Annotated in this window: 24 protein-coding genes; 11 read left to right on the top strand and 13 right to left on the bottom strand. The window is 74.3% G+C overall.

All coding sequences use genetic code 11. The annotated features are described in order from the left end of the window. Positions 1–30 precede the first annotated feature (30 nt). The 4 genes from ACFVN3_RS04890 to ACFVN3_RS04905 all read left to right on the top strand — a co-directional run bounded on the left by ACFVN3_RS04890 (position 31) and on the right by ACFVN3_RS04905 (position 3,620). Positions 31–1,095: an LLM class flavin-dependent oxidoreductase gene (locus ACFVN3_RS04890; protein WP_378231127.1), complete on the top strand. Its 1,065-nt coding sequence runs from the start codon at positions 31–33 to the stop codon at positions 1,093–1,095. Positions 1,096–1,237: 142 nt separating this feature from the next. Next, the gene (locus ACFVN3_RS04895; RefSeq protein ID WP_378231129.1) at positions 1,238–1,726 is read left to right on the top strand and encodes a hypothetical protein; all 489 of its coding nucleotides are present in this window, start codon (positions 1,238–1,240) and stop codon (positions 1,724–1,726) included. A gap of 11 nt (positions 1,727–1,737) precedes the next feature. Next, the gene (locus tag ACFVN3_RS04900) at positions 1,738–2,715 is read left to right on the top strand and encodes an MBL fold metallo-hydrolase (RefSeq protein ID WP_378231131.1); all 978 of its coding nucleotides are present in this window, start codon (positions 1,738–1,740) and stop codon (positions 2,713–2,715) included. A 29-nt stretch (positions 2,716–2,744) separates the two neighbouring features. Beyond that, the gene (locus ACFVN3_RS04905; protein ID WP_378231134.1) at positions 2,745–3,620 is read left to right on the top strand and encodes an LLM class flavin-dependent oxidoreductase; all 876 of its coding nucleotides are present in this window, start codon (positions 2,745–2,747) and stop codon (positions 3,618–3,620) included. Here ACFVN3_RS04905 and ACFVN3_RS04910 read toward each other — a convergent pair. The 6 genes from ACFVN3_RS04910 to ACFVN3_RS04935 all read right to left on the bottom strand — a co-directional run bounded on the left by ACFVN3_RS04910 (position 3,607) and on the right by ACFVN3_RS04935 (position 7,296). Then, positions 3,607–3,918, bottom strand: a complete 312-nt coding sequence (locus ACFVN3_RS04910) for a hypothetical protein (protein WP_378231136.1) — start codon at positions 3,916–3,918, stop codon at positions 3,607–3,609. The two genes, ACFVN3_RS04905 and ACFVN3_RS04910, sit on opposite strands and share 14 nt — an antisense overlap. A gap of 71 nt (positions 3,919–3,989) precedes the next feature. Then, positions 3,990–5,147 carry a GNAT family N-acetyltransferase gene (locus tag ACFVN3_RS04915; protein ID WP_378231138.1) on the bottom strand — a complete coding sequence of 386 codons (1,158 nt, stop codon included), beginning with the start codon at positions 5,145–5,147 and terminating at the stop codon, positions 3,990–3,992. Positions 5,148–5,157: 10 nt separating this feature from the next. Continuing rightward, on the bottom strand, positions 5,158–5,877 hold the full coding sequence (purQ, locus tag ACFVN3_RS04920) for a phosphoribosylformylglycinamidine synthase subunit PurQ (RefSeq protein ID WP_378231140.1): 720 nt from the start codon (positions 5,875–5,877) through the stop codon (positions 5,158–5,160). Then, positions 5,877–6,164 (bottom strand): phosphoribosylformylglycinamidine synthase subunit PurS, encoded by a 288-nt coding sequence (gene purS, locus ACFVN3_RS04925; protein ID WP_087470936.1) that lies wholly within the window; start codon positions 6,162–6,164, stop codon positions 5,877–5,879. The genes purQ and purS overlap by 1 nt, the downstream gene beginning before the upstream one ends. Positions 6,165–6,352: 188 nt before the next feature. Beyond that, complete coding sequence (locus ACFVN3_RS04930; RefSeq protein WP_378231142.1) at positions 6,353–6,925, bottom strand: hypothetical protein; 573 nt, start codon at positions 6,923–6,925, stop codon at positions 6,353–6,355. Next, positions 6,922–7,296 carry a PadR family transcriptional regulator gene (locus ACFVN3_RS04935; protein WP_378231144.1) on the bottom strand — a complete coding sequence of 125 codons (375 nt, stop codon included), beginning with the start codon at positions 7,294–7,296 and terminating at the stop codon, positions 6,922–6,924. The genes ACFVN3_RS04930 and ACFVN3_RS04935 overlap by 4 nt, the downstream gene beginning before the upstream one ends. 172 nt (positions 7,297–7,468) lie before the next feature. Here ACFVN3_RS04935 and ACFVN3_RS04940 point away from each other — a divergent pair, with 172 nt between their 5' ends. Continuing rightward, a complete protein-coding gene (locus ACFVN3_RS04940) occupies positions 7,469–7,819 on the top strand; it encodes an HNH endonuclease signature motif containing protein (RefSeq protein ID WP_378231146.1) in 351 nt (116 codons plus the stop codon). 4 nt (positions 7,820–7,823) lie between these two features. Here ACFVN3_RS04940 and ACFVN3_RS04945 read toward each other — a convergent pair whose 3' ends face one another. After that, positions 7,824–8,768, bottom strand: a complete 945-nt coding sequence (locus ACFVN3_RS04945) for a phosphoribosylaminoimidazolesuccinocarboxamide synthase (protein ID WP_378231399.1) — start codon at positions 8,766–8,768, stop codon at positions 7,824–7,826. A gap of 300 nt (positions 8,769–9,068) precedes the next feature. On the opposite strand from ACFVN3_RS04945, the gene ACFVN3_RS04950 reads away from it, so the two are divergent. Then, a complete protein-coding gene (locus ACFVN3_RS04950; protein ID WP_378231149.1) occupies positions 9,069–10,664 on the top strand; it encodes a ricin-type beta-trefoil lectin domain protein in 1,596 nt (531 codons plus the stop codon). A gap of 131 nt (positions 10,665–10,795) precedes the next feature. Here the strand turns inward: ACFVN3_RS04950 and purD are convergent, their stop codons facing one another. Together purD and ACFVN3_RS04960 are read right to left on the bottom strand one after the other, a co-directional pair. Beyond that, a complete protein-coding gene (purD, locus tag ACFVN3_RS04955) occupies positions 10,796–12,118 on the bottom strand; it encodes a phosphoribosylamine--glycine ligase (RefSeq protein WP_378231151.1) in 1,323 nt (440 codons plus the stop codon). 74 nt (positions 12,119–12,192) lie between these two features. Next, complete coding sequence (locus ACFVN3_RS04960) at positions 12,193–13,479, bottom strand: adenylosuccinate synthase (RefSeq protein ID WP_378231153.1); 1,287 nt, start codon at positions 13,477–13,479, stop codon at positions 12,193–12,195. A 305-nt stretch (positions 13,480–13,784) separates the two neighbouring features. Between ACFVN3_RS04960 and ACFVN3_RS04965 the strand changes: the two genes are divergently transcribed. Next, the gene (locus ACFVN3_RS04965) at positions 13,785–14,219 is read left to right on the top strand and encodes a DUF3151 domain-containing protein (RefSeq protein ID WP_047233595.1); all 435 of its coding nucleotides are present in this window, start codon (positions 13,785–13,787) and stop codon (positions 14,217–14,219) included. A gap of 75 nt (positions 14,220–14,294) precedes the next feature. Continuing rightward, positions 14,295–14,657 (top strand): STAS domain-containing protein, encoded by a 363-nt coding sequence (locus ACFVN3_RS04970; RefSeq protein ID WP_047233594.1) that lies wholly within the window; start codon positions 14,295–14,297, stop codon positions 14,655–14,657. 15 nt (positions 14,658–14,672) lie between these two features. On the opposite strand, the gene ACFVN3_RS04975 is transcribed toward ACFVN3_RS04970, so the two are convergent. Then, complete coding sequence (locus tag ACFVN3_RS04975) at positions 14,673–16,895, bottom strand: SpoIIE family protein phosphatase (RefSeq protein WP_378231156.1); 2,223 nt, start codon at positions 16,893–16,895, stop codon at positions 14,673–14,675. Between the two features lie 138 nt (positions 16,896–17,033). Between ACFVN3_RS04975 and ACFVN3_RS04980 the strand changes: the two genes are divergently transcribed. Then, positions 17,034–17,465: an STAS domain-containing protein gene (locus tag ACFVN3_RS04980; protein ID WP_378231159.1), complete on the top strand. Its 432-nt coding sequence runs from the start codon at positions 17,034–17,036 to the stop codon at positions 17,463–17,465. A 144-nt stretch (positions 17,466–17,609) separates the two neighbouring features. Here ACFVN3_RS04980 and fbaA read toward each other — a convergent pair whose 3' ends face one another. The 3 genes from fbaA to ACFVN3_RS04995 form a co-directional block, all read right to left on the bottom strand. After that, on the bottom strand, positions 17,610–18,632 hold the full coding sequence (gene fbaA, locus ACFVN3_RS04985; RefSeq protein WP_087470928.1) for a class II fructose-bisphosphate aldolase: 1,023 nt from the start codon (positions 18,630–18,632) through the stop codon (positions 17,610–17,612). Positions 18,633–18,741: 109 nt separating this feature from the next. Continuing rightward, a complete protein-coding gene (locus ACFVN3_RS04990) occupies positions 18,742–19,491 on the bottom strand; it encodes a TrmH family RNA methyltransferase (protein ID WP_378231162.1) in 750 nt (249 codons plus the stop codon). After that, entirely contained in the window at positions 19,491–20,333 is an 843-nt protein-coding gene (locus ACFVN3_RS04995; RefSeq protein ID WP_378231165.1) for an SDR family oxidoreductase, read from the bottom strand. The genes ACFVN3_RS04990 and ACFVN3_RS04995 overlap by 1 nt, the downstream gene beginning before the upstream one ends. A 156-nt stretch (positions 20,334–20,489) precedes the next feature. On the opposite strand from ACFVN3_RS04995, the gene ACFVN3_RS05000 reads away from it, so the two are divergent. Next, positions 20,490–21,203 (top strand): VTT domain-containing protein, encoded by a 714-nt coding sequence (locus tag ACFVN3_RS05000; RefSeq protein ID WP_378231401.1) that lies wholly within the window; start codon positions 20,490–20,492, stop codon positions 21,201–21,203. Position 21,204: 1 nt separating this feature from the next. Continuing rightward, entirely contained in the window at positions 21,205–21,978 is a 774-nt protein-coding gene (locus ACFVN3_RS05005; protein WP_378231167.1) for an HAD-IIA family hydrolase, read from the top strand. Positions 21,979–22,037 lie beyond the last annotated feature (59 nt).

Consider the following 22,037-nt stretch of genomic DNA (forward strand, 5'->3'; position numbering starts at 1 on the left):
GAGGCTCGGGGGTCGCCGGTTGGCACCAGGGTGAGCACCCAGACCCCCCGCCTGTCCGTCCTCGACCTCGTGCCCGTCCGCTCGGGCCAGTCCAGCACCCAGGCGGTGCGGGCGTCGCTCGACCTGGTCCGCCTCGCGGACCGGCTCGGGTACGAGCGGTACTGGTTCGCCGAGCACCACAACATGCCCGCGGTCGCGGCGTCGACGCCGCCCGTGATGATCGCCGCCGCGGCGTCGGTGACCGACCGCATCCGGGTCGGCTCGGGCGGGGTCATGCTCCCCAACCACGCGCCGCTCGTCGTCGCGGAGCAGTTCGCGGCGCTCGAGGCGATCGCCCCCGGACGCGTCGACCTGGGGATCGGCCGTGCTCCGGGCTCCGACCCCGTCGTGACGCAGCTCCTGCGGATCACCGGCCCGACGGCCGACGTCGACCGCTTCCCGCAGCACGTGACCGACATCCTCGCGCTCATGAGCCCGCAGGGCGCGACGCTGCGCCTCACGAGCGGCCAGGTCTACGACGTGCACGCCACGCCCGCCGCCGACGCCGCACCGACCGTCTGGCTCCTCGGGTCGAGCGACTACTCCGCGCGCCTCGCGGCCGAGCTCGGGCTGCCGTACGTGTTCGCGAACCACTTCTCCGGCCAGGGCATCGACGAGATCCTGGCCCTGTATCGCGAGGGCTACCGCCCGAGCGAGGAGTTCCCCGAGCCGCGCACGTTCCTCACGCTCAACGCCGTCGTCGCCGAGACGGAGGACGAGGCGCGTGCCCGCGCGCTCCCGCAGGCGCGCATGATGGCGCGGCTGCGTACCGGTCAGGCACTCACCGCGCTGGAGACCGTGGAGGAGGCCCAGGCGGCGCCCCTCGACGGCACCGCCGGGCAGATGGTCGAGGACAGCCTCCGGCGCTGGGCCGTCGGGACGCCGGACGACGCCGCGGCCGAGGTCCGCCGGCTCGCCGAGCGCCACGGCGTCGACGAGGTGATGGTCGTCCCCGTCGCCGCGTCGCGCGCCGACGAGGCGCTGGACTCCACGCCGGGCCGCGCCCGCACGCTCGAGCTCCTCGCGGACGCCCTCGCCGGCGCCCCGGTGGCCTGACCCGCCAACCGCCCGTCGGCCCCGCCCGCCCGCCTCGCTGCCGAACACGACCTGGCACGCGGTCGAGCACGACATGAGGGTCGTGATCCACGGGAGATCGACCCTCCTGTCGTGGTCGGCGGGAGGCGGTAGCGTCGCGCGCATGACGACGAAGTACGACGATGCGTCCTGGCACTCCGAGGGCGAGGGCTACCCGCCCGAGGCGGGCCCCGAGGCGGGCGCGACGCACATCGGCACGTTCCTCGCGTGGGCGGTGCTCGGCGGTCACGTCTCCGAGGAGCTCGCCGAGGACGCCGCGGACGAGCTCGCCGCGCTGCGCGACAGGACGACGACGCCCGGCGCGTTCGTGCTCGACGTGTGCGACGGCAGGCTCGTCGACGAGGACCTCGACGACGTCGCCGCGGCGTTCGCGAGCGCGTACTACACGGGCGACGAGGAGGACGAGGACGGCGGCGGCCTCTACCTGGAGGACTACGTCGACGCGGTGAGCCCCGGCGAGGGCGAGCCCGAGGACGTGTACCGCGTGCCCGACACGTGGGAGACGTACGACCTCGTCGGCCCGCTGATCGACGCCCGCTTCTCCCAGTGGGACGACGAGGGCCGCCCGACGGTCCTGCGGCACCGCGCCTGAGGCGGCCCACGATGACCGTTCCCACGCCCGTCACCCGGCTCGCCGCGGTGCTGCGCGCCGACAACCCGGGACCGATGACGCTCGACGGGACGCGCTCGTACGTGCTGCGCGCTCCGGGGTCGGCGACGTGCGTCGTCGTGGACCCCGGGCCCGACGACGCGGCGCACCTCGATGCGCTGGCGGCGGCCGGTCCGGTCGAGCTCGTGCTCGTCACGCACCGCCACGCCGACCACACGGCCGGTGCTCCCGGGCTGCGCGAGCGCACCGGCGCGCCGGTGCGCGCCGCAGACCCGGCACACTGCCACGGCGGCGAGCCGCTGCGCGACGGCGAGGTGATCGAGGTCGCCGGGCTGCGCGTCGTCGTCCTCGCCACCCCGGGCCACACCGCCGACTCGGTCTGCCTCGTGCTGCCCGACGACGTCCCGGTCGCCTCGGCCGGCGACCTCGCCGGGGGCGGCACGCGCCCGTTCGACGCACCCCCCGGCGACGCGACCACCGGCGCCACCCGGTCGGGCGACTCCGCTGCCGGCGGCGCGGGGTCGCCGTCGGGCACGACGGTCCTCACCGGCGACACGGTGCTCGGGACCGGCACGACGGTGATCGCGCAGCCCGACGGCTCGCTGGGCGCGTACCTCGCGAGCCTCGACGCGATCGAGGCGGTCGCGGCCGCGGGGTCGGGTCGAGCGACGGGGCTCCCCGGCCACGGGCCGCTCGTCGAGGACCTCGCGGGACGGGTGCGCGCGTACCGCGACCACCGGCTCGAGCGCCTGGCCCAGGTCCGGGCGGCGCTCGACGCGCTCGGGCTGACCGCGGGTGCGCACGACGCGGTGGAGCGGGTGGTCGCACGCGTCTACGCCGACGTCGACCCGTCCGTCCTCGGCGCGGCGCGCCAGTCCGTCGCGGCGCAGCTCGCGTTCCTCGCGCGGGCCGACGAGCAGGCACGGCAGCCCGTCCGCGCGAGGTCACGTGCGCGCCGGCACGACGGCTGAGTGTCGGTGGCGCCCGGCACGATGACGGGATGACGACACCACGGCTCGGGATCGCGTTCGTGCCCACCCACGCGCCGGAGAGCCTGCGGCGGCTCGCCACGACCGCGGAGGAGGCCGGCCTCGACGACCTCTGGGTGTGGGAGGACTGCTTCAAGCAGTCGGGCCTCGCGTCGGCGGCCGCGGCGCTCGCCTGGACCGAGCGCGTGCGGGTCGGCATCGGGCTGATGCCCGCCCCGCTGCGCAGCACGGCGATCACGGCGATGGAGGTCGCGACGCTCGCGCGCCTCTTCCCCGGCCGCCTCGTCGCGGGCGTGGGCCACGGGGTCCAGGAGTGGATGGGGCAGGCCGGCGTCCGTGTCGCGTCGCCGCTGACGCTGCTGCGCGAGCACACGACCGCCCTGCGGAGCCTGCTCGCGGGCGAGGAGGTCACGACGGCGGGTCGGTACGTCACGCTCGACGCCGTGCGGCTCGACTGGCCTCCCACGGAGCCCGTCCCGCTGTGGCTCGGCGGCGTGGGTCCGCGCTCGCTCGCGCTCGCGGGCGAGCTCGGCGACGGCCTGATCCTCGCGAACGCGCTCACCCCGGACGACGTGCGCGCGGCGGCCCGCGCCGGCCGGGACGGGGCCAGCGCCACGAGCGACTTCGACGTGCACGCGACGCTCATCGCGGCGACCGGTGCGGACGCGCAGGGACGCGTGGACCGCGAGCTGCCGCTGTGGGGCAAGGAGGCCGGTCAGGGCATCGGCGCGGGCGGCGACGCCGGGACGATCGCCGCGGCTGTCCGTGCCCTCGCTACGGCGGGCGCCACCGCGGTCGCGATCCAGCCGACGGCCGACGAGCCCGACGTCGAGGGGTTCGTCCGCTTCCTCGGGCGGGAGGTCGCGCCGCTGCTCAGCGACCGCTGACGCGCGCGGCGTCCGCGGACCCCTCGGCGCGCTGACGCTCGCGCAGCCCGTGCACCAGGGCGACGACCGCGCACACGAGCGCGACCCCGCCGACGGCGAGCGCGAGGCGCACCGGGAAGGCGGCGTAGAGGTCGGACACCTCGCCGACCGGGACCCCCCACTCGAGCGCGGTCTCGCGCAGCTCGCCCGCGAGCACGCCGACCCGGCCGGGCACCCGTGACGCGACGGCGGCGACCCAGCCGAGAAGCTCGAGGATCACGGAGGCCGCGGAGTAGGCACCGGTCGCGAGGTGGATCACGGGGACACCCTAGCGGGACCGGACACCGCGGGCATATCCGGCACACCCCCGAGAAGACCCTGGCGCAGCCCTCAGACCAGCGGCTTCGCGAAGCAGAGCGCCACGTGGTTGTCGCCGACGTACGGCGGGAACTGCTCGACGGCGCGGTACCCGAGCGAACGGTAGAGCGCGATCGCGCCCGGCTGCCGGATGCCCGTCTCCAGCAGCAGGGTGGACACCCCGCGCTCGCGGGCGACGACCTCCAGGGCGTCGAGCAGCCGGCGCGCGGTCCCGGTCCGACGCGCACGCTCGCGGACGAAGACCTTCTTCACCTCGAGCGCGTCCGCAGGCGCCCCGGGTGCGGGGCGGCGCAGCGACGCGCACCCGACGGCGTCGCCGTCCCGGTACGCGACGACGGTCGCGACGACCTCGGCACCCACGCGGGCGTCGACGGCGTCGAACCCTCCGGCGGCGTCGAACCCGGCGAACAGCTCGGGGTAGAGCACCGCCGAGGACGTCTCGTGCATCTCCCGCCGCAGCGCCGCCGCGTCCGGGTCGTCCCACGGGACGGCGCGGACCTCCACGACCCCACGGGCCAGGACGGTCGCGGGCTCGCTCGAGGTCGCGGTCGCGGTCGACCGCACGCCGCGCGCACCGAGCCCGCCGCCCGTCGACGACGTCGCGCCCGCGGCGTCGGTGCCGACGCCCGCGTCGCGCATCGTCCCCAGGTCGAGCGCGAAGCAGCGGGAGAGCGGGTGCCCCGCGTAGTGCCCGTACGACTCGATCGGGACGTAGCCGAGCGAGAGGTACAGGTCGATCGACTCGGGCTGGAGGGTTCCGGTCTCCAGGACCAGGCGGTCGAGCCCTGCCTCGACCGCGTGCCGGTGCGCGGCACGCATCGCCGTGCGCGCGTGCCCGCGGCCCCGGTGGGCCGGCTCGACCCAGAGGCGCTTCACCTCGCCCGTCCGCGGGGGATGTGAGCCGCCACGGCCGTCGGGCGTGCCCGACACGTCGCGCAGCGCGACGAAGGCGACGGGCTCACCGGCCGAGCGGACCACGACGTTCGCGATCGAGGCGTCGGGCACGAACGTGCCCGCATCGGGCTCGCCGTAGCGCACGGCGAGCTCCGCCTGCTGACGGGTGCGCAAGAGCTCGGCCGCGGCGTCGTCCCCGGTCACCGCCTCGACGGTGACGTGCGCGCCCAGGCGCGCGGCGTCGTCGGGCAGGACCCGCGGGAGCGAGCCCGTCACGCCGACCTCGTCATGCGCGGACGAGCGCGCCCAGGACCGACGTGAAGAAGCCGAGCCCGTCGGTCCCCGCGCGGGGGCCGGCCTCGTTCGCCGGGCCGAAGCCCGCCTCGACGGCGTGCTCGGGGTGGGGCATGAGGCCGACGACGTTGCCCGCAGCGTTCGTGATGCCCGCGATGCCCCGGCGCGACCCGTTCGGGTTCCAGCCGTCGTAGCGGAAGACGACGCGGCCCTCCGCCTCCAGCTCGTCGAGCGTGCGGTCGTCCGCGACGAACTGGCCGTCCTGGTTCTTCAGCGGGATCGTGATGCGCTGGCCGGCCGTGTAGTCGCGCGTCCAGGCAGTGTCCGCGTTCTCGACCACGAGCACCTGCTCGCGGCAGATGAAGTGCAGGTGGTCGTTCTTGACCATCGAGCCGGGCAGCAGGTGAGCCTCGGTGAGGACCTGGAAGCCGTTGCAGATGCCCAGGACGGGCATGCCGCCCGCGGCCGCGTCGACGATCGACTCCATGACGGGCGCGAAGCGGCTGATCGCGCCCGCGCGGAGGTAGTCGCCGTAGGAGAAGCCACCGGGCAGGACGACGGCGTCGACACCGTGCAGGTCGGCGTCCGCGTGCCACAGCGACACGGCCTCGCCGCCCGCGAGACGCACCGCGCGCGCCGCGTCGCGGTCGTCGAGCGTGCCGGGGAACGTGACGACGCCGATCCGCGCCGACGCGAGCGTCGCGCCGGACATCAGGCGAGCCCCTCGGAGGTGATCGTCGCGGCCGCGTCCGCCTCGATGTCCGCGACGCGCACGACGTCCTCGATCACCGGGTTCGACAGGACCTTGACCGCGGCCTCCTCGGCGGCGGCGAGGATCTCCGGCGTGACCGGGCCGTCGACCTCGAGCTCGAACCGCTTGCCCTGGCGCACGGACGTGAACTGGGTGAAACCGAGGCGCGGCAGCGCCCCGACGACGGCCTTGCCCTGCGGGTCCAGGATCTCGGGCTTGGGCATGACCTCGACGACGACGCGTCCCACGGGGGCTCCTTGGCGAGAGAGTTCGGGAGAGCCGGGGCTCCGGGATCCCGACCACGTCACGGCCGTCGAGGACGGTCGGTGGGACGGGACGAGCGGGAGCCGACGGCGGGATTCCGCGGCCAGTCTACCGGGCGTGGACGACGCTCCCGGCGGGCGTCCGCACCCTGGCACGACGGCGCGGCGCCGACTCAGGCACCGGCCGCGCGCGGCGGGTCGGTCGGGGTGTCCACAGGGATGTTGCCGTCGAGCACGTGCTTGCGCCACGCGCGCGCGACGTGCGAACGGCGGAAGAGCAGCCCCCCGCCGAGGAACGTCCCGCACCACAGGAGGATCAGCCACAGGTCGGGCCGCGTGACGTCGTCCGAGAACAGGACCTGCGCCAGCACCGGCCATCCGTAGAAGATCGCGAGAGCGGTCCCGAGCCCCGTCATGGTCACGCGCCACGGGTAGAGCGCCCCGTGGATGTCGTCGGCCACCCACCACCAGTAGCGCGCGGGCAGCCGGGCGTCGAACAGCCGGTACAGCAACCAGCGCCCGAGCGGCGGGTGCTCCCGCCAGCGCAGCGCCCAGCCTGCGCGCACCAGCCCCCACGCCTCGCGCGCGCCGATGCCGTGCGGCGCCCCGGCGTCGTCGGGTGCGGGCGCGAGGTCGAGCAGGACCGCGAGCGCCTCGTCGCCGTGCAGGCGACGCCAGCGGGGCGGGTAGGCGCGGAGCCAGAACCGGGCGGACCGCTCGTACCGGTCCGGCCCGACGGCGGTCATGCGCCGCTCCCGGCCAGGCCGCCGGTGGCACCCGCGGGGCCGCGGCTCTCCAGCGACCGCCGCGCGCGCTCGGCGAGCTCGGCGAGGCGGAGGGTCTCGGCCCGAGCCGCCCGGCGCCCGTCGTCGGTGGCCCGGTAGTAGCGCCGCAGGCGGCCGTCGACGACCTCCTCGCCGGTCGGCTCGACGAGCCCGGCGGCGACGAGGCGGTCGAGGTTGCCGTAGAGCGTGCCGGCCCCGAGCCGCGTGCGGCCGTCGGAGAGCTCGCGCACCGCCTGGATCACTGCGTACCCGTGCCGCGGCTCTGCGCTGAGCGAGAGCAGCACGAGGTACGCCTGCTCGGTCATGCGGAACGTGGGAGGGCTCGGTGCCATGAACGATATATATCGGAAGACGACCTATCGCGCCAGCCTCGACCCGTGTCAGTGGATCCCGCTAGAGTCGAACACGTGTTCGAGACGCACGCTCGGGCACGGTGCGAGGGCGGGGTCCTGCCCCTTCCCCGCCCTCGCACGAACCATGTCTCGACGACGCAGGGAGGCCCGCATGGCAACACCGCTCGCACCCGCCCCGGCCGCCGAGCGCGGCAGGGCACGACCGTCGCCGCAGACCGTCGCGCGCGTCCTCTCGCGGGACGAGACCTGCGTGTTCCCCGGCTGCCGCGTCCCGGCGTTCCGTTGCGACCTCGACCACGTCGTGGCCCCGCGACCGGGCGCGGACGACGACGCCGCGGCCGCCGCGCAGGAGGCCGACAACCTCGTCGCGCTCTGCCGGCACCACCGGGTCGTCCGTGCGCGCGACGGCTGGCGGCCCGCCCTGCTCGCCGACGGCTCGGTCCGGTGGACCGCGCCGAGCGGGCACACCTACGTGCGCCCGGTCGGCGCCCGGACCGCCTGAGCGCTCAGCCGAGCGTCGAGCCCGTGAGCCGCTCGTACGCCTCGAGGTACCGGGCGCGGGTGCGCGTGACGACGTCGGCGGGGATCGACGGCGGCGGGGTGTCGGACGCGCGGTCCCACCCGGACGCGGGCGACACGAGCCAGTCGCGCACGAACTGCTTGTCGAAGCTCGGCTGCGCCTGGCCCGGCTCCCACTGGTCGGCGGGCCAGAACCGCGACGAGTCGGGCGTGAGCACCTCGTCGCCGAGGACGGTCCGACCGGTCGACGGGTCGACGCCGAACTCGAGCTTGGTGTCGGCGAGGATCACGCCGCGCTCGCGCGCGATCTGCTCGGCGCGCGCGTAGACGGCGAGGGTCAGGTCCCGCAGGCGCGTGGCGTCGTCGAGGCCGATCTGCTCGGCGACCACGTCGAACGAGACGTTCTCGTCGTGCTCGCCCACGGCGGCCTTGGTCGCGGGCGTGAAGATCGGCTCCGGCAGGCGCGACCCGTCCACGAGCCCGGCGGGCAGCGGCACGCCGCAGACCTCTCCCCCGGCGCGGTACTCGACGAGCCCCGAGCCGGTGAGGTACCCGCGCACGACGCACTCGACGGGGAACATGTCGAGGCGGCGGCAGATCATCGCGCGCCCGGCGACGACGTCGGGCACGAGGCCGTCGCCCGGCTCCGCGGAGACCTCGGTCGACACCACGTGGTTCGGCACGAGGTCGGCGAGCTGCTCGAACCACCACAGGCTGAGCTGGGTGAGCACGACGCCCTTGTCCGGGATCCCCGGCGACAGCACGTGGTCGTACGCGCTGACCCGGTCGCTCGCGACGACGAGCACGACGTCACCGAGGGGGTGCACGCCACCGACGGCGGGCAGGTCCGGCGCGTAGAGGTCGCGCACCTTGCCGGAGTACACGTGCGTCCAACCGGGCAGGTCGAGCGCCGCGGTGTCGAGGGCGTCCACCTCGCCGAGCGAGAGGGCCGAGGCAGGATCCTGAGGGGTGTCCGTCACGGCCCCTAGTCTCGCACCGCCCTCCGCAGGCGCGGCACCATGTCCGTCCGACGACCGGTCGGTCGGCCTGCCAAGCCGCCTCGCCGGCGCGACGAACGCCGCTGAAGTCGCTACTGTGCCAACAGGACGGTCGTGGGAGCGCTCCCTCACCGTCGGGGGCCTGCATCGGAGCGACCCCCCTCGGGGGCGCCTGCACCGCTGTCCCGGCCCTGCCGACGACGGCGGGCCGACATCCGCACCGAGGAGGCAACGATGCACCACGGCACGATGCACCATCGCCTGACAGCGCTAGCAACCGGAGTCGGCGTCATCGCCGCGAGCGTCGGGCTCGCGACGTCCGCGAACGCGAGCGCACCCTTCGCCGCAGCGTCGACCACCGGGACCGAGGTTCCCGCGCTGCTCGCCGGACCCGTCCCCGACCCCGACGACCTGTCCGCCGGCCAGCTCCGCGCGCTCGAGCGCGACCTGGGCCTCGACGCGGCCGGCGTCGCCGACCGGCTCGCGCTCGACGCCGCGACCGGCGCCGTCGAGCAGGCGCTGAGCGGGGACCTGGGCGCGGCGTACGCCGGCACGTGGGTCGACGCCGACGCCGCGACGCCCGTCGTCGCCGTCACCGACCTGGCCGCCGTGCCGGCGGTCGAGGCGGCCGGCGCCGAGGCCGTCGTGGTCGAGCACAGCCTCGCGGACCTGGACGGCGTCGCCGCCGTGCTGGACCAGGCGTCGACGCCCGACGCGGTCCAGGCCTGGTACGTCGACGTGACGACGAACCAGGTCGTCGTCGAGTCGCTCGACCCGGCCGCGGCGGAGACGTTCGTCGCGGCGTCCGGGGTCGACGCGGCCGCCGTCCGGACCGAGGTCGTCGACGCGCCGTACGAGCTCACGGCCGACGTGCGCGGCGGCGACCGGTACATCACCCGGGACCCCGGCGCATCGTCGGGCTCGGCGTGCTCGATCGGCTTCGCCGTGCAGGGCGGCTTCGTCACGGCCGGGCACTGCGGTGCCGCGGGCAAGGAGGTCCTCACGGCGAGCTGGGCGCGCATGGGCACCGTCCAGGCAGCGTCGTTCCCCGGCCACGACTACGCCTGGGTGCGCGTCGACGCCGGGTTCTCCCCCGTCCCCCGCGTGAACAACTACGCGGGCGGCACGGTCGACGTCGCCGGGTCCGCCGAGGCGCCGGTGGGCGCGTCGGTCTGCCGGTCCGGCGCGACGACAGGCTGGCGCTGCGGCGTCATCGAGCAGAAGAACATCACCGTGAACTACGGCAACGGCGACATCCCCGGCCTCGTGCGCGGCAGCGCGTGCGCCGAGGGCGGCGACTCCGGCGGCTCCGTGATCTCCGGCAACCAGGCGCAGGGCGTCACGTCGGGCCGCATCAACGACTGCTCGAACGGCGGCAAGTTCATCTACCAGCCCGTGAACCCGATCCTCTCGGCGTACGGGCTGTCGCTCGTCACGACGGGCGGCGGGTCGGGCAGCGCGCTCGTCGGGCTCGCGGGCAAGTGCATCGACGTGCCGAGCTCGGACTTCAGCGACGGCAAGCGCCTGCAGCTCTGGACCTGCAACGGGACGAACGCGCAGCGCTGGACGTTCGAGTCCGACGGCACGGTCCGTGCCGGCGGCAAGTGCATGGACGTCGCGTGGGCGAGCACCGCCGACGGCACGGCCGTGCAGCTCGCGAACTGCAGCGGGAACCCCGCCCAGCAGTTCGTGCTGAGCGGGGCGGGCGACCTCGTGTCCGTGCTGGCGAACAAGTGCGTCGACGTGCCGAACAGCAACAGCAACAACGGCACACAGCTTCAGATCTGGACGTGCAACGGCACCGCGGCCCAGAAGTGGCACCGCGCCTGACACCTCGCCCTCGTCATCCCTAGGGAGCCGAGCACGACATGGCGGTCGTCATCAGCGTGAGAGCGACCGTCATGTCGTGCTCGACGGCGTGAAGAGTCGGGGTCGGGCGGGGGCGGACCGACGGCGGGGCGTCAGCCCGCGAGCGTGACCTCGCCCGCGGCGGCCTTCGCGGCGATGTCCGTACGGTGGTGGGAGCCCGGGAGCACGATGCGGTCGACCGCCGCGTACGCCCGACGGCGCGCCTCGGCGAGGTCGGCGCCGCGCGCCACGACCGACAGCACACGGCCGCCCGAGGCGACGAGGCCGCCGTCGTCCGCGCGCGAGGTGCCCGCGTGCAGCACGTGCACGCCCTCGACGTCCTCCGCCGCGTCGATGCCCGTGATCGGGTCTCCGCCGCGCACCGCGCCCGGGTAGCCGTGCGCCGCGACGACGACGGTGACCGACGCGTCGTCGTGCCAGCGCAGCGCACCGATCTCCGCGAGGCGGCCCTGCGCCGCCGCGAGCATCACGGCGGACAGCGGCGTCGCGAGGCGCGTCAGCACCGACTGCGTCTCCGGGTCGCCGAACCGCGCGTTGAACTCGACGACGCGCGTGCCGCGGCTCGTCAGCGCGAGCCCCACGTACAGCACGCCGACGAACGGGGTGCCGCGTCGCGCCATCTCGTCGATCGTCGGCTGCGCGACGCGCGTCACGACCTCGTCGACCAGGCCCTCGGGTGCCCAGGGCAGCGGGCTGTAGGCGCCCATGCCACCCGTGTTGGGGCCGGCGTCGGCGTCGAACGCGCGCTTGAAGTCCTGGGCGGGTGCCAGCGGGACGACGGTCACGCCGTCGCTCACGCAGAAGAGCGAGACCTCCGGGCCGTCCAGGTACTCCTCGACGACGACGCGCGGGTCCTCGGGCGTGCCGTCCGCGGCGCGGCGCGGGGTCGCGAAGCACGCGGCGGCGTGCTCGAGCGCGGCCTGCCGGTCCTCCGTGACGACGACGCCCTTGCCCGCGGCGAGGCCGTCGTCCTTGATGACGTAGGGGGCGCCGAACGCGTCGACCGCGGCCGCGACCTGGTCGACGTCGGTGCACACGTGCGCGAGCGCCGTCGGGACGGACGCCGCCGCCATGACGTCCTTGGCGAACGCCTTGGAGCCCTCGAGGCGCGCGGCCTCGGCGCTGGGCCCGAACACCGGGATCCCGGCCGCGCGCACCGCGTCCCCGACGCCCGCGACGAGCGGCGCCTCCGGACCGACGACGACGAGGTCCGCGCCCAGGTCCGTCGCGAGCGCGGCCACCGCGGCGCCGTCGTTCTGGTCGACCGCGTGCAGGGTCGCGAGGTCTCCGATGCCAGGGTTCCCGGGGGCGGAGTGCAGCTCGTGCGGCTCGGCGCCCGGGCGGTCGGCCTCGTGCGCGAGGGCGTGGACGATGGCGTGCTCGCGGGCACCGGTCCCGACGACGAGGATCTTCACGGGCGACGAGTCTACCGAGACGGCCCGGACACCCCGCGGGGCGTCCGGGCCGTGGTCGGCGTGCGGTGGTCGACTCAGTGGATGAGGTCGTGGCGCGGGATGATCGCGTCGCGGCTGGGGCCGACGCCGATCGCGGAGATGCGCGTGCCCGACATCTCCTCGAGCGCGAGCACGTAGCGCTGCGCGTTCACCGGCAGGTCCTCGAACGTGCGGGCGCCGGAGATGTCCTCCCACCAGCCGTCGAGCTCCTCGTAGATCGGCTTCGCGTGGTGGAACGCCGTCTGGTCGAGCGGCATCTCGTCGTAGCGGACGCCGTCGACGTCGTACGCGACGCACACCGGCACCTTCTCGAAGCCGGTGAGGATGTCGAGCTTGGTGAGCACCATGTCCGTGATGCCGTTGACGCGCGTCGCGTAGCGCGCGATGACGGAGTCGTACCAGCCGCAGCGGCGCGCGCGGCCGGTCGTCACGCCGTACTCGCCGCCCTGCTTGAGCAGGTACTCGCCGTTCGCGTCGAACAGCTCGGTGGGGAACGGGCCCTCGCCCACGCGCGTCGTGTACGCCTTGATGACACCGATGACGGAGCTGATGCGCGTCGGCCCCACGCCCGAGCCGGTGAGCGCGCCGCCGGCCGTCGCGTTGGACGACGTGACGAACGGGTAGGTGCCGTGGTCGACGTCGAGCATGGTCGCCTGGCCGCCCTCGAAGAGGACGTTCTTGCCGGCGTCGAGGGCCTTGTTCAGCTCGAGCGCGGTGTCGGCGACCATCGGCTTGAGGCGCTCGGCGTACTGGAGCAGCTCGGCCACGGTCTCGTCGACCGTGATGGCCCGACGGTTGTAGACCTTCACCAGCAGGTGGTTCTTCTGGTCGAGCGAGCCCTCGATCTTCTCCGCGAGGATCTTCTCGTCGAACAGGTCCCAGATGCGGATGCCGACGCGGTTGATCTTGTCCGCGTACGCGGGGCCGATCCCGCGGCCCGTCGTGCCGATGCGGCGCTTGCCGAGGAACCGCTCGCTCACCTTGTCGATCGTGCGGTGGTACCCCGCGATGACGTGCGCCGAGCCCGAGACGAGCAGGCGAGAGACGTCCACGCCACGCGAGATCAGGTCGTCGAGCTCCTGGAACAGCACCTCGATGTCCACGACGACGCCGTTCGCGATGACCGGCGTGACGCCCGGGGACAGGATGCCCGACGGCAGCAGGTGGAGCGCGTACTTCTCGTCCCCGATGACGACCGTGTGGCCGGCGTTGTTGCCGCCGTTGAACTTGACCACGTAGTCGACCCGGGAGCCGAGCAGGTCGGTCGCCTTGCCCTTGCCCTCATCGCCCCACTGGGCACCGACGAGCACCACGCCTGGCATGGAATCCCCACTTTCGCACTGCCTGTTCCTCGGGCCGGTCATGGTCGTGGGCGCACCGGCGTCCGGAGCGGAGCGGGCAGGTCGTGCCCGACGGCGCTGGGCCCGCGGGCCCGAGGCGTCACCCGGGCGGCAGTCACCCGGGGACCGACGCCGAGTTTACCGGCCATTGACCTTTGGGGCGTCCGCCGTCCACGGCGCGTCCGCCGAACCCGTGATCGCTCCGCACCGTGCGGCCGGCGTGGGGAGCGACCCCGGGTTCGGCACCTTCCGGTGCCGCACGGGCCCCGGGCGGGCAGAATGGGCCCATGAGCGACACGCACGCGAACCTCCTCGACGGCCCCGCGCCGGTCCGCCTCCCCGACGACTTCGCGCACGTCCGCGACGCCATCGCGGCCGACGGCGACCCGTACGAGATCGCGGGGCGCTCGCCGGCGAGCTCGCTCGCGTGGGCGTACCTCGCGGAGGACTTCCTCCACGAGAACGGGTCCCGCGGCGCCGTGACGGCCTACGCGTTCGCGCGCACCGGGTACCACCGCGGCCTCGACTCCCTGCGTCGCGCGGGCTGGCGCGGCCAGGGTCCGATCCCCGCCGACCACGTCCCGAACCAGGGCTTCCTGCGCGCGCTGCTCGCGCTCGCCGAGTGCGCGGCGTACCTCGGTGAGGTCGAGGAGGCCGAGCGCTGCGAGCAGTTCCTGCGCGACTCCGGCACGTCGGCCGACGAGGTCCGCGCCCTGCGCTGACGAGCCCGGGTCGCGCGACCGCCGAGCAGGGCGGTGGACGCGCGACCCACCCGGGCGGCGTCTAGAGTCGACGACATGATCGAGATCGCCACGTCCCCCGCGACGACGACCCTCGTCATCGCCGGAGACCTCGATCTCGCCGAGCGCGACCAGTTCCCGGAGATCGCCGCGCGCGTCGTCGGGCTGCGCCGCCAGCTCCTCGTGATCGACATGTGCCGCGTGACGTTCATGGACTCCACCGGCGCGGCGTTCCTCATCTCGCTCGCGGACTCGGGCCGCAAGCGGGGCGGCGCCACGGTGCTGCGCGGCTGCGACGACCGCGACCTGTTCGTGCTGGAGGTGTGCGGGGCGCTCGAGCTGTTCCGCATCGACTCCGACCACCGCTGCGAGCCCGCGACGCCGCCGTCCGGCTTCGCGAAGGTCGAGCCCCCGGCCTGACGCGCCCGGGCGGTCCTACCGCCCCGAGGGCCGCAGCGTCGCCCAGACGAGCTTGCCCGACGCCGTCGGGCGCCAGCCCCAGTCCGCGAGCCGCTCGACGATCTGCATGCCGAACCCGCCCATGCGGTTCGGGTGCCCGTCCGTCGGGACGGGCGGCGCCGGGTTGGAGTCCTCGACCTCGACGCGGATCCCGTCGCCCGTGTCGAAGAGGCGCAGCGCGAGGTGCCCCCACCCGTGCAGGACGCCGTTCGCCACCAGCTCGGAGACGACGAGCTCCGCGTTCGCGCTGTCGCGCACGCCCCAGGCCTGGCACGTGCGCACGACGGCGTGCCGCGCGCGCCCGATCGACGCGGGCTCGCTCGGCAGGAGCCAGCGACGGCTGCGCGGGCTCAGCACGACGGCCGACGCGTCGTGCACCGGGTCGGGGATGCGCACGACGACGAGCGCGACGTCGTCCTCGGGGGCGTCCGCGAGGCGGGACAGCAGCTCCTCGCCCACGCCTGCGGCGTCGACGGCCGTGACGGCCTCGGACGCGGCGACGAGCGCCTCGAGCCCGACGCGCAGTGCGCGGTCGCGGCGCTCGATGAGGCCGTCGGTGTAGAAGACCAGCGTGTCGCCCGGGGCGAGCGCCGCGACGCCCGTCGACCGGCTGCGGCCGCCGAAGCCGACGAGAGCCCCGCCGGCGTCGTCGAGCTGGGTCACCGTGCCGTCGCGCAGCAGGAGCGGCGGCAGGTGCCCGGCGCGCGAGTACTCGATGCGCCACGCGTCGTCGGGCTGCTCGGCGTCGGGCTGGGTGAGCGCCGCGTACACGAGGCTCGCAGAGCGCGGGATGCGCATGCCCTGGACGAGCTGGTCGACGCGCTCGAGCACCGGCCCGGGCGTCGTGAGCTCGTACGCGTACGACCGCACGACCGAGCGGAGCTGGCCCATCGCGGCCGCCGCCTCGACGTCGTGGCCCACGACGTCGCCGATGACGAGCCCGACGACGTCCGGCGCGATCTGGAGCACGTCGTACCAGTCGCCGCCCACCTGGGCGTGCTCCGAGTTGGGCGCGTAGTAGGTCCAGACGTCGAGACCGGTCACGTCGGCCTGCTCGGGCAGCATCGCGCGCTGGAGCGTCTCGGCGAGCCGGTGCTCGCGCGCGTAGAGCCGCACGTTGTCGATCGCGGTGCCGGCGCGGCGCGCGATGATCTGGAGGAGCGTGCGCACGCCCTCGCGCGCCTCTGCCTCCGTGCCCAGCCCGTGGAGCGCCGCGTCGGGCACGTCACCCGTGACGAGCAGGCCGAGGATGCGCCGACGTCCCGGGACGGCGGTGACCGTCACGGAGCCCGGGCGGTGCGGCAGGCCGGAGAGCCGGTGGTGCAGGTCGCGCTGGAGCCAGCCGGAGGCCGACCACTGCGGGTACGTCGCGGAGAGGTCGAGGGTGACGGGACCCTCGATGCGCCCGTCCAGGACGTCCTGGACGCGGTCGGGCACGTCGACGAGGCGCACGCGCGGCACCGAGCCGGTGACGGCGGCGGAGTCACCGAGCGCGTCGGTCGTGTGCAGGCCGGGCGCGACGGGGAACGCCCCGGGCGTGTAGCGGCCGTGCCGCTGCCCGCGCCCGCTCGGGGGTGCGGCAGTGTCGACGCCCTCCGCGTACCGGAGCCCGTCGTCGTTGAGGTAGAAGCCGGCCCAGTCGACGACGTACCCGGCGAGGAGCTCGGTGATGTCGCGCAGCGCGTACGGCTGGTCGAGGTCGGCGAGGAGGTCCGAGCTGCGGGAGACGACGTCGAGCACCGCGCGCTCGCGCCGCTCCAGCGCGAGCGACGCGACCTGCGCCGCGTACCGCTCGAGGTGCTCGGAGACGTCTACCTGCACCCCGACCCAGTGCGTCACGGTGCCGTCCGGTGCGGCGAGCGGGGCGAGCGAGAGCTGAGTCCACACCGGGGAGCCGTCGCGGCGCAGGGCACGCACGGTGTACGTCACCTCGCGCTCCTCCGCGATCGCCGCCCGCAGCTCCTGCGCGTCCACCGGCTCGGCGAGGAGGGACTCGAGGACGTGGGGGCTGCGGCCGAGGACCTCCGCGGCGGTGAACCCGGTCTGGCGCTCGAACGCGGCGTTGACCCACACGATCGGCATCTCGTCCGCGCGCGGACCCGTGACGAACATCGCGACACCGGCACTCTCCATCGCGCGCGTGCACAGCTCCTGGACGTGCGCGGGCAGGTCGGTGCCGAGCCCCGGCGAGCTGCCCATCGTCACCTCCGACGGTCCGTGCGTCGATCGTCTGGAAACCGACGCCACGGTCGCGTTACTGTCCCGACTGGACATTCAACCGTAGATTGGTGCTTCCCGAGACCGGAACGGGTCGGGACCACACAGAGAGGAGCGCCGGTGCGCGAAGGTACACCCTCGGCCGCCGACCGTCCGGTCGGCGTCGCCGGCGACCCCGCAGCGGTGGGCGACCCCGCGAGCGTGCACGTCATCGTGGGGACGACGCGGGCACGCATCGTCCTCTCGGGCGAGATCGACGCCGACCTCGGCGCCGACCTCCAGGAGGCGACCGCCGCGGCGGAGGACTCCGGGCTCCCGGTCGAGATCGACGCGCACCACGTGACCTTCATGGACTCGTCGGGTGTGGCGTTCCTCGCACGCCTCGCCTCGCGCGGCCCGCACCGGGTCCGCGTCCTGCGCGCCCCGCCGACGGTCCGGTTCCTCCTCGAGGTGACCCGCATCGGCGAGCTGCTCGACATCGTCGACGTCGACCCCGGCTTCGACCTCGACGAGCCCGCGGGCAAGGGCAACGGCTCCGACGCGACGGACTGAGGTCGCCGCCCCCGCACGGTCACGACCTACCGGCACGACCCCACGTCGCGCCCAGCGTCACGCACCACGACGAAGGCCCCCGGTCCTCGCGGACCGGGGGCCTTCGTGCACCCGAAGCCGGCGGCGAGCCGGCTCCTGCGGGCGTCAGCGGATCTTGTTGCCCGCCGAGCGCAGCTGCTGCGACGCCTCGATGATGCGGGCGGCCATGCCGGCCTCGGCCAGCTTGCCCCAGGCGCGCGGGTCGTAGGCCTTCTTGTTGCCCACCTCGCCGTCGACCTTCAGGACGCCGTCGTAGTTCGAGAACATGTGGCCGACGACCGGACGCGTGAACGCGTACTGCGTGTCCGTGTCGATGTTCATCTTGATGACGCCGTAGTCGACCGCGGCCGAGATCTCCTCGGCCGTGGAGCCGGAGCCGCCGTGGAAGACGAGGTCGAACGGGTTCGCCTTGCCGACCTTCGCGCCGACGGCCTCCTGGATCTCCTTGAGGATCTCGGGGCGGAGCTTGACCGCGCCCGGCTTGTACACGCCGTGCACGTTGCCGAACGTGAGGGCCGTCAGGTAGCGGCCCTTCTCGCCCGTGCCGAGCGCCGCGATCGTCGCGAGGCCGTCCTCGACCGTCGTGTAGAGCTTCTCGTTGATCTCGGCCTCGTGGCCGTCCTCCTCGCCACCGACGACGCCGACCTCGATCTCGAGGATCGTGCGCGCCGCCTGCGAGAGCTCGAGCAGCTCGGCAGCGATGGTGAGGTTCTCGTCCAGCGGGACGTCCGAGCCGTCGTACATGTGCGACTGGAACGTGGGCAGGCCGCCGTTCTTCACCTGCTCGGCCTCGAGGGCCAGGAGCGGGCGGACCCACGAGTCGAGGTTCTTCTTGACGCAGTGGTCGGTGTGGATCGCGATCTGCACGGGGTAGCTGTTCGCGACCTCGCGCGCGTACGCCGCGAGCGCGAGCGAACCGGCGATGCGGTCCTTGACCGTCGAACCCGAGCCGTACTCGGCGCCGCCCACGGAGACCTGGATGATGCCGTCGGACTCGGCCTCGGCAAAGCCCTGGAGCGCGGCGGTGATGGTCTGCGACGAGGTGATGTTGACGGCCGGGTAGGCGAACGAGCCTGCCTTCGCCCGGTCGATCATCTCGGCGTAGACCTCGGGGGTAGCGATGGGCATGCGAAGCTCCTGTGGAGTCGTGCGGGGTGGACTGTCGGGTCAAAGTCTGGCATGGATGACAGCGCAGGGTCAGGGCCGTTCGACCTGTGGTCGCCCGGTGACCACGCCTCTACCTCGCGCCGCCGCCCGGGGCCAGGTGCTGCGCGGCCCACGCGTGCAGGGCGATCGCGCCCGCCGCCCCGGCGTTGATCGAGCGGGTCGAGCCGCGCTGGGTGATGTGCAGGACGTCACGGCACGCGGCGACCGCCTCGGGCGTGAGCCCGGTCGACTCCTGGCCGAGGAGCAGCACGCACGACGCGGGCAGCGCGTACCCCTCGAGGGGGACCGAGCCCGGGAGGTTGTCGACACCCAGGAGGGGCAGCCCCTCCCCCGCGGCCCAGTCCGCGAGGTCGTCGACGGACGCGTGGTGGTGCACGTGCAGGTAGCGGTCGGTGACCATCGCCCCCCGGCGGTTCCACCGGCGCCGCCCGACGACGTGCACGCCCGCCGCGTTGAACGCGTTCGCCGTGCGCACGACGGACCCGATGTTGAGGTCGTGCGCCCAGTTCTCGATCGCGACGTGCAGGGAGCGCGCCGGGTCGCGGCGCGCGTCGAGGTCGGCGACGACCGCCTCGACGGTCCAGTAGCGGTAGGCGTCGACGACGTTGCGCCGGTCGCCGTGCGCGAGCAGCCCGGGGTCGTAGCGGGGGTCGAGGCGGGTCGCCCCGGGCGGGCCCCCCGGGTCAGGGACGCGCGGCCACGCGTCCGGCCCGCCGGGCCACGGCCCGACCCCGACCTCGCGCTCCTCGGCGCGCTCCCCGTCGTCCCCGACGGCGGGTCGCGCCTCGGGCGGCTCCGCGCGCACACCGTCGGACGGCATCACGCGCGCTCCCGGAGCCACTGGCGGTAGGTGAGCGTCCCGTAGCGGTGGTCGGGCACGAGGTTGTGGCCCGCGCGGAAGAACTCGCCCAGCGGTCCGGGCAGGGGCACCCCGACGACGGGGCGGCGCGAGCCGTGCGCGGTGCGCCACGCGCGCGCCATGTCGCGCGCGTCGAGGACCTCCGGGCCGCCGATCGTCACGGTCGTCGCGTCGGGGCCGGGTCCTGGGACGCCGCCCCCGGGCGGCGTCCCCTCCGCGGCGTCGACGAGCGCCCGCGCGACGTCGGCGAGCGCGATCGGCTGGAACCGCACCCCGCGCGGCACCGGCAGCAGGCCGAGGTGTGCCCACCGCCCGAGCCGCCCGTCGCGTCCGAGGAAGATCTCCAGGAACTCGTGGAACTGGGTCGCGCGCACGACCGTCGTCGGGACGCCCCCTGACGAGAGGATCCGCTCCTGCTCGGCCTTCGCGCGGTAGTACCCGTAGTCGCCCTCGTCGACGTTCACGATGGACAGCACCACCACGCGGCCGACCCCTGCACGGTGGGCCGCCTCGCCGAGGCGGCGCGCGCCGACCGTGAAGACCTTCATCGCCCCGGGCGACATCCCGTTGCTCGCGTCGACCACGGCGTCGACCCCGGCGAGCGCCGCGTCGAGCGCGAGCGCGACCGCGCCGTCGTCGGACCCGAGGAGGTCGACACGGTGGTGCGCCGTCCCGGGGACCCGCGCGCCGTCGTCGGGCACGTGCCGCGAGAGCACGCGCACGTCGTGGCCGCGCGCGGCGGCCTCCCGCACGACGGCGCCACCCGCCGCACCGGTCCCGCCCACCACCGCGATGCTCGCCATGCCGGACATTCTGCCCGGGACCGGGCGGGCAGGCGGGCCCCACTACGCTGGTGACCCGTGAACACCCTCGCCGAGCTCGCCTCCGCCCTGCCCGGGGCCGCGCACGCCGCGAGCCTCGGCGCCGCAGGGCCCGTCGCCGCCCTGGGCCCGGACTGGATGGACCCGATGACGCTCATCGAGCGCTTCGGCGACGCCGCGCTCGTGGGCATCGTGGTCGTCATCTTCATCGAGACGGGACTGCTGTTCCCGATCCTGCCGGGCGACTCGCTGCTGTTCACCGCGGGCGCGCTCGTCGCGCAGGACTCGCTCCAGATCAGCCTCCCCGTGCTGCTCGCCCTGCTCTTCGCGGCGGCGTTCCTCGGCGACCAGACGGCGTACCTCATCGGGCGCACCGTCGGGCCCAAGGTGTTCGACCGGCCGGACTCGCGGTTCTTCAAGCGCAAGTACATCGACCAGACCAACGCCTACTTCGAGAAGTACGGCGGCCGGACGATCGTCATCGCGCGCTTCGTGCCCATCGTGCGCACGTACGCGCCGGTCGCCGCGGGTGTCGGCAAGATGCACTACCGGCACTTCGTGGGGTTCAACGCGCTCGGCGCGCTGCTGTGGGCCGTGGGTCTCACGTGGCTCGGCTACCTGCTGGGGAACATCACGTTCGTCAAGGACAACATCGAGGCGCTCGTCCTGCTCATCGTGCTCCTCTCGGTGGTCCCGATGATCGTGGAGGTCTGGCGCGGGCGCCGCGCCGAGAAGCGGGCCGCGGCGCTCGAGGCGCAGATCGCGGCCGACGCGGCAGGGACCGACGGCGAGCACACCGTCACCGAGGGCACGACCGCCGTCGGGCACGAGAAGGACGGGAAGGACGCCTGAGATGACGCGAGAGATCACGAGCTGGCTGACGGACATGGACGGCGTGCTCGTCCACGAGGGGCACGCGATCCCCGGCGCCCCGGAGTTCGTGCGGGCGCTGCGCGACAAGGGCCGCCCGTTCCTCATCCTCACGAACAACTCGATCTTCACGGCGCGCGACCTGCGCGCGCGCCTCGCGACCTCGGGCATCGACGTCCCCGAGGAGTCGATCTGGACGTCGGCGCTCGCGACCGCCCAGTTCCTCAGCGACCAGATCCCGAACGGCAGCGCGTACGCGGTCGGCGAGGCGGGGCTGACGACGGCGCTCTACGAGGCGGGCTACACGCTCACCGAGTCCGACCCGGACTACGTGGTGCTGGGCGAGACGCGCACGTACTCGTTCGAGGCCATCACCAAGGCGATCCGCCTCATCCTCGGCGGCTCGCGCTTCATCTGCACCAACCCGGACACGACCGGCCCGTCCCAGGAGGGCCCGCTGCCCGCGACGGGTGCCGTCGCGGCCATGATCACCGCCGCGACGGGGCGCGAGCCGTACTTCGTCGGCAAGCCCAACCCCATGATGTTCCGTTCCGCGCTCAACCGGATCGACGCCCACTCGGAGAAGACGGCGATGATCGGCGACCGCATGGACACCGACGTCGTCGCGGGTATCGAGGCCGGGCTGTACACCTACCTCGTCATGACGGGGTCGACGAAGATGTCCGACGTCGACCGGTTCCCGTTCCGGCCGAGCAAGGTCGTCGACTCTGTCGCGGACCTCGTCGACCGGGTCTGATCCCTCCCGCACCCCGCACGCACGACGGCGCCCGGTCACCTCGCGAGGTGACCGGGCGG

This window comes from Cellulosimicrobium sp. NPDC057862 (genome assembly GCF_042797035.1).
Taxonomy (GTDB): Bacteria; Actinomycetota; Actinomycetes; order Actinomycetales; family Cellulomonadaceae; genus Cellulosimicrobium.

What these genes read in the sequence shown, in the direction of transcription:
- ACFVN3_RS04905 (WP_378231134.1), top strand. Translation starts at nt 2,745, where the DNA reads ATGACGACACCACGGCTCGGGATCGCGTTCGTGCCCACCCACGCGCCG.
- ACFVN3_RS04940 (WP_378231146.1), top strand. Translation starts at nt 7,469, where the DNA reads ATGGCAACACCGCTCGCACCCGCCCCGGCCGCCGAGCGCGGCAGGGCA.
- ACFVN3_RS04970 (WP_047233594.1), top strand. Translation starts at nt 14,295, where the DNA reads ATGATCGAGATCGCCACGTCCCCCGCGACGACGACCCTCGTCATCGCC.
- ACFVN3_RS04930 (WP_378231142.1), bottom strand. Translation starts at nt 6,925, where the DNA reads ATGACCGCCGTCGGGCCGGACCGGTACGAGCGGTCCGCCCGGTTCTGG.
- ACFVN3_RS04995 (WP_378231165.1), bottom strand. Translation starts at nt 20,333, where the DNA reads ATGGCGAGCATCGCGGTGGTGGGCGGGACCGGTGCGGCGGGTGGCGCC.
- ACFVN3_RS04960 (WP_378231153.1), bottom strand. Translation starts at nt 13,479, where the DNA reads ATGCCAGGCGTGGTGCTCGTCGGTGCCCAGTGGGGCGATGAGGGCAAG.
- ACFVN3_RS04900 (WP_378231131.1), top strand. Translation starts at nt 1,738, where the DNA reads ATGACCGTTCCCACGCCCGTCACCCGGCTCGCCGCGGTGCTGCGCGCC.
- ACFVN3_RS04950 (WP_378231149.1), top strand. Translation starts at nt 9,069, where the DNA reads ATGCACCACGGCACGATGCACCATCGCCTGACAGCGCTAGCAACCGGA.
- ACFVN3_RS04975 (WP_378231156.1), bottom strand. Translation starts at nt 16,895, where the DNA reads ATGGGCAGCTCGCCGGGGCTCGGCACCGACCTGCCCGCGCACGTCCAG.
- ACFVN3_RS04935 (WP_378231144.1), bottom strand. Translation starts at nt 7,296, where the DNA reads ATGGCACCGAGCCCTCCCACGTTCCGCATGACCGAGCAGGCGTACCTC.
- purQ (WP_378231140.1), bottom strand. Translation starts at nt 5,877, where the DNA reads ATGTCCGGCGCGACGCTCGCGTCGGCGCGGATCGGCGTCGTCACGTTC.
- ACFVN3_RS04990 (WP_378231162.1), bottom strand. Translation starts at nt 19,491, where the DNA reads ATGCCGTCCGACGGTGTGCGCGCGGAGCCGCCCGAGGCGCGACCCGCC.
- ACFVN3_RS05005 (WP_378231167.1), top strand. Translation starts at nt 21,205, where the DNA reads ATGACGCGAGAGATCACGAGCTGGCTGACGGACATGGACGGCGTGCTC.
- ACFVN3_RS05000 (WP_378231401.1), top strand. Translation starts at nt 20,490, where the DNA reads ATGGACCCGATGACGCTCATCGAGCGCTTCGGCGACGCCGCGCTCGTG.
- ACFVN3_RS04965 (WP_047233595.1), top strand. Translation starts at nt 13,785, where the DNA reads ATGAGCGACACGCACGCGAACCTCCTCGACGGCCCCGCGCCGGTCCGC.
- ACFVN3_RS04895 (WP_378231129.1), top strand. Translation starts at nt 1,238, where the DNA reads ATGACGACGAAGTACGACGATGCGTCCTGGCACTCCGAGGGCGAGGGC.
- fbaA (WP_087470928.1), bottom strand. Translation starts at nt 18,632, where the DNA reads ATGCCCATCGCTACCCCCGAGGTCTACGCCGAGATGATCGACCGGGCG.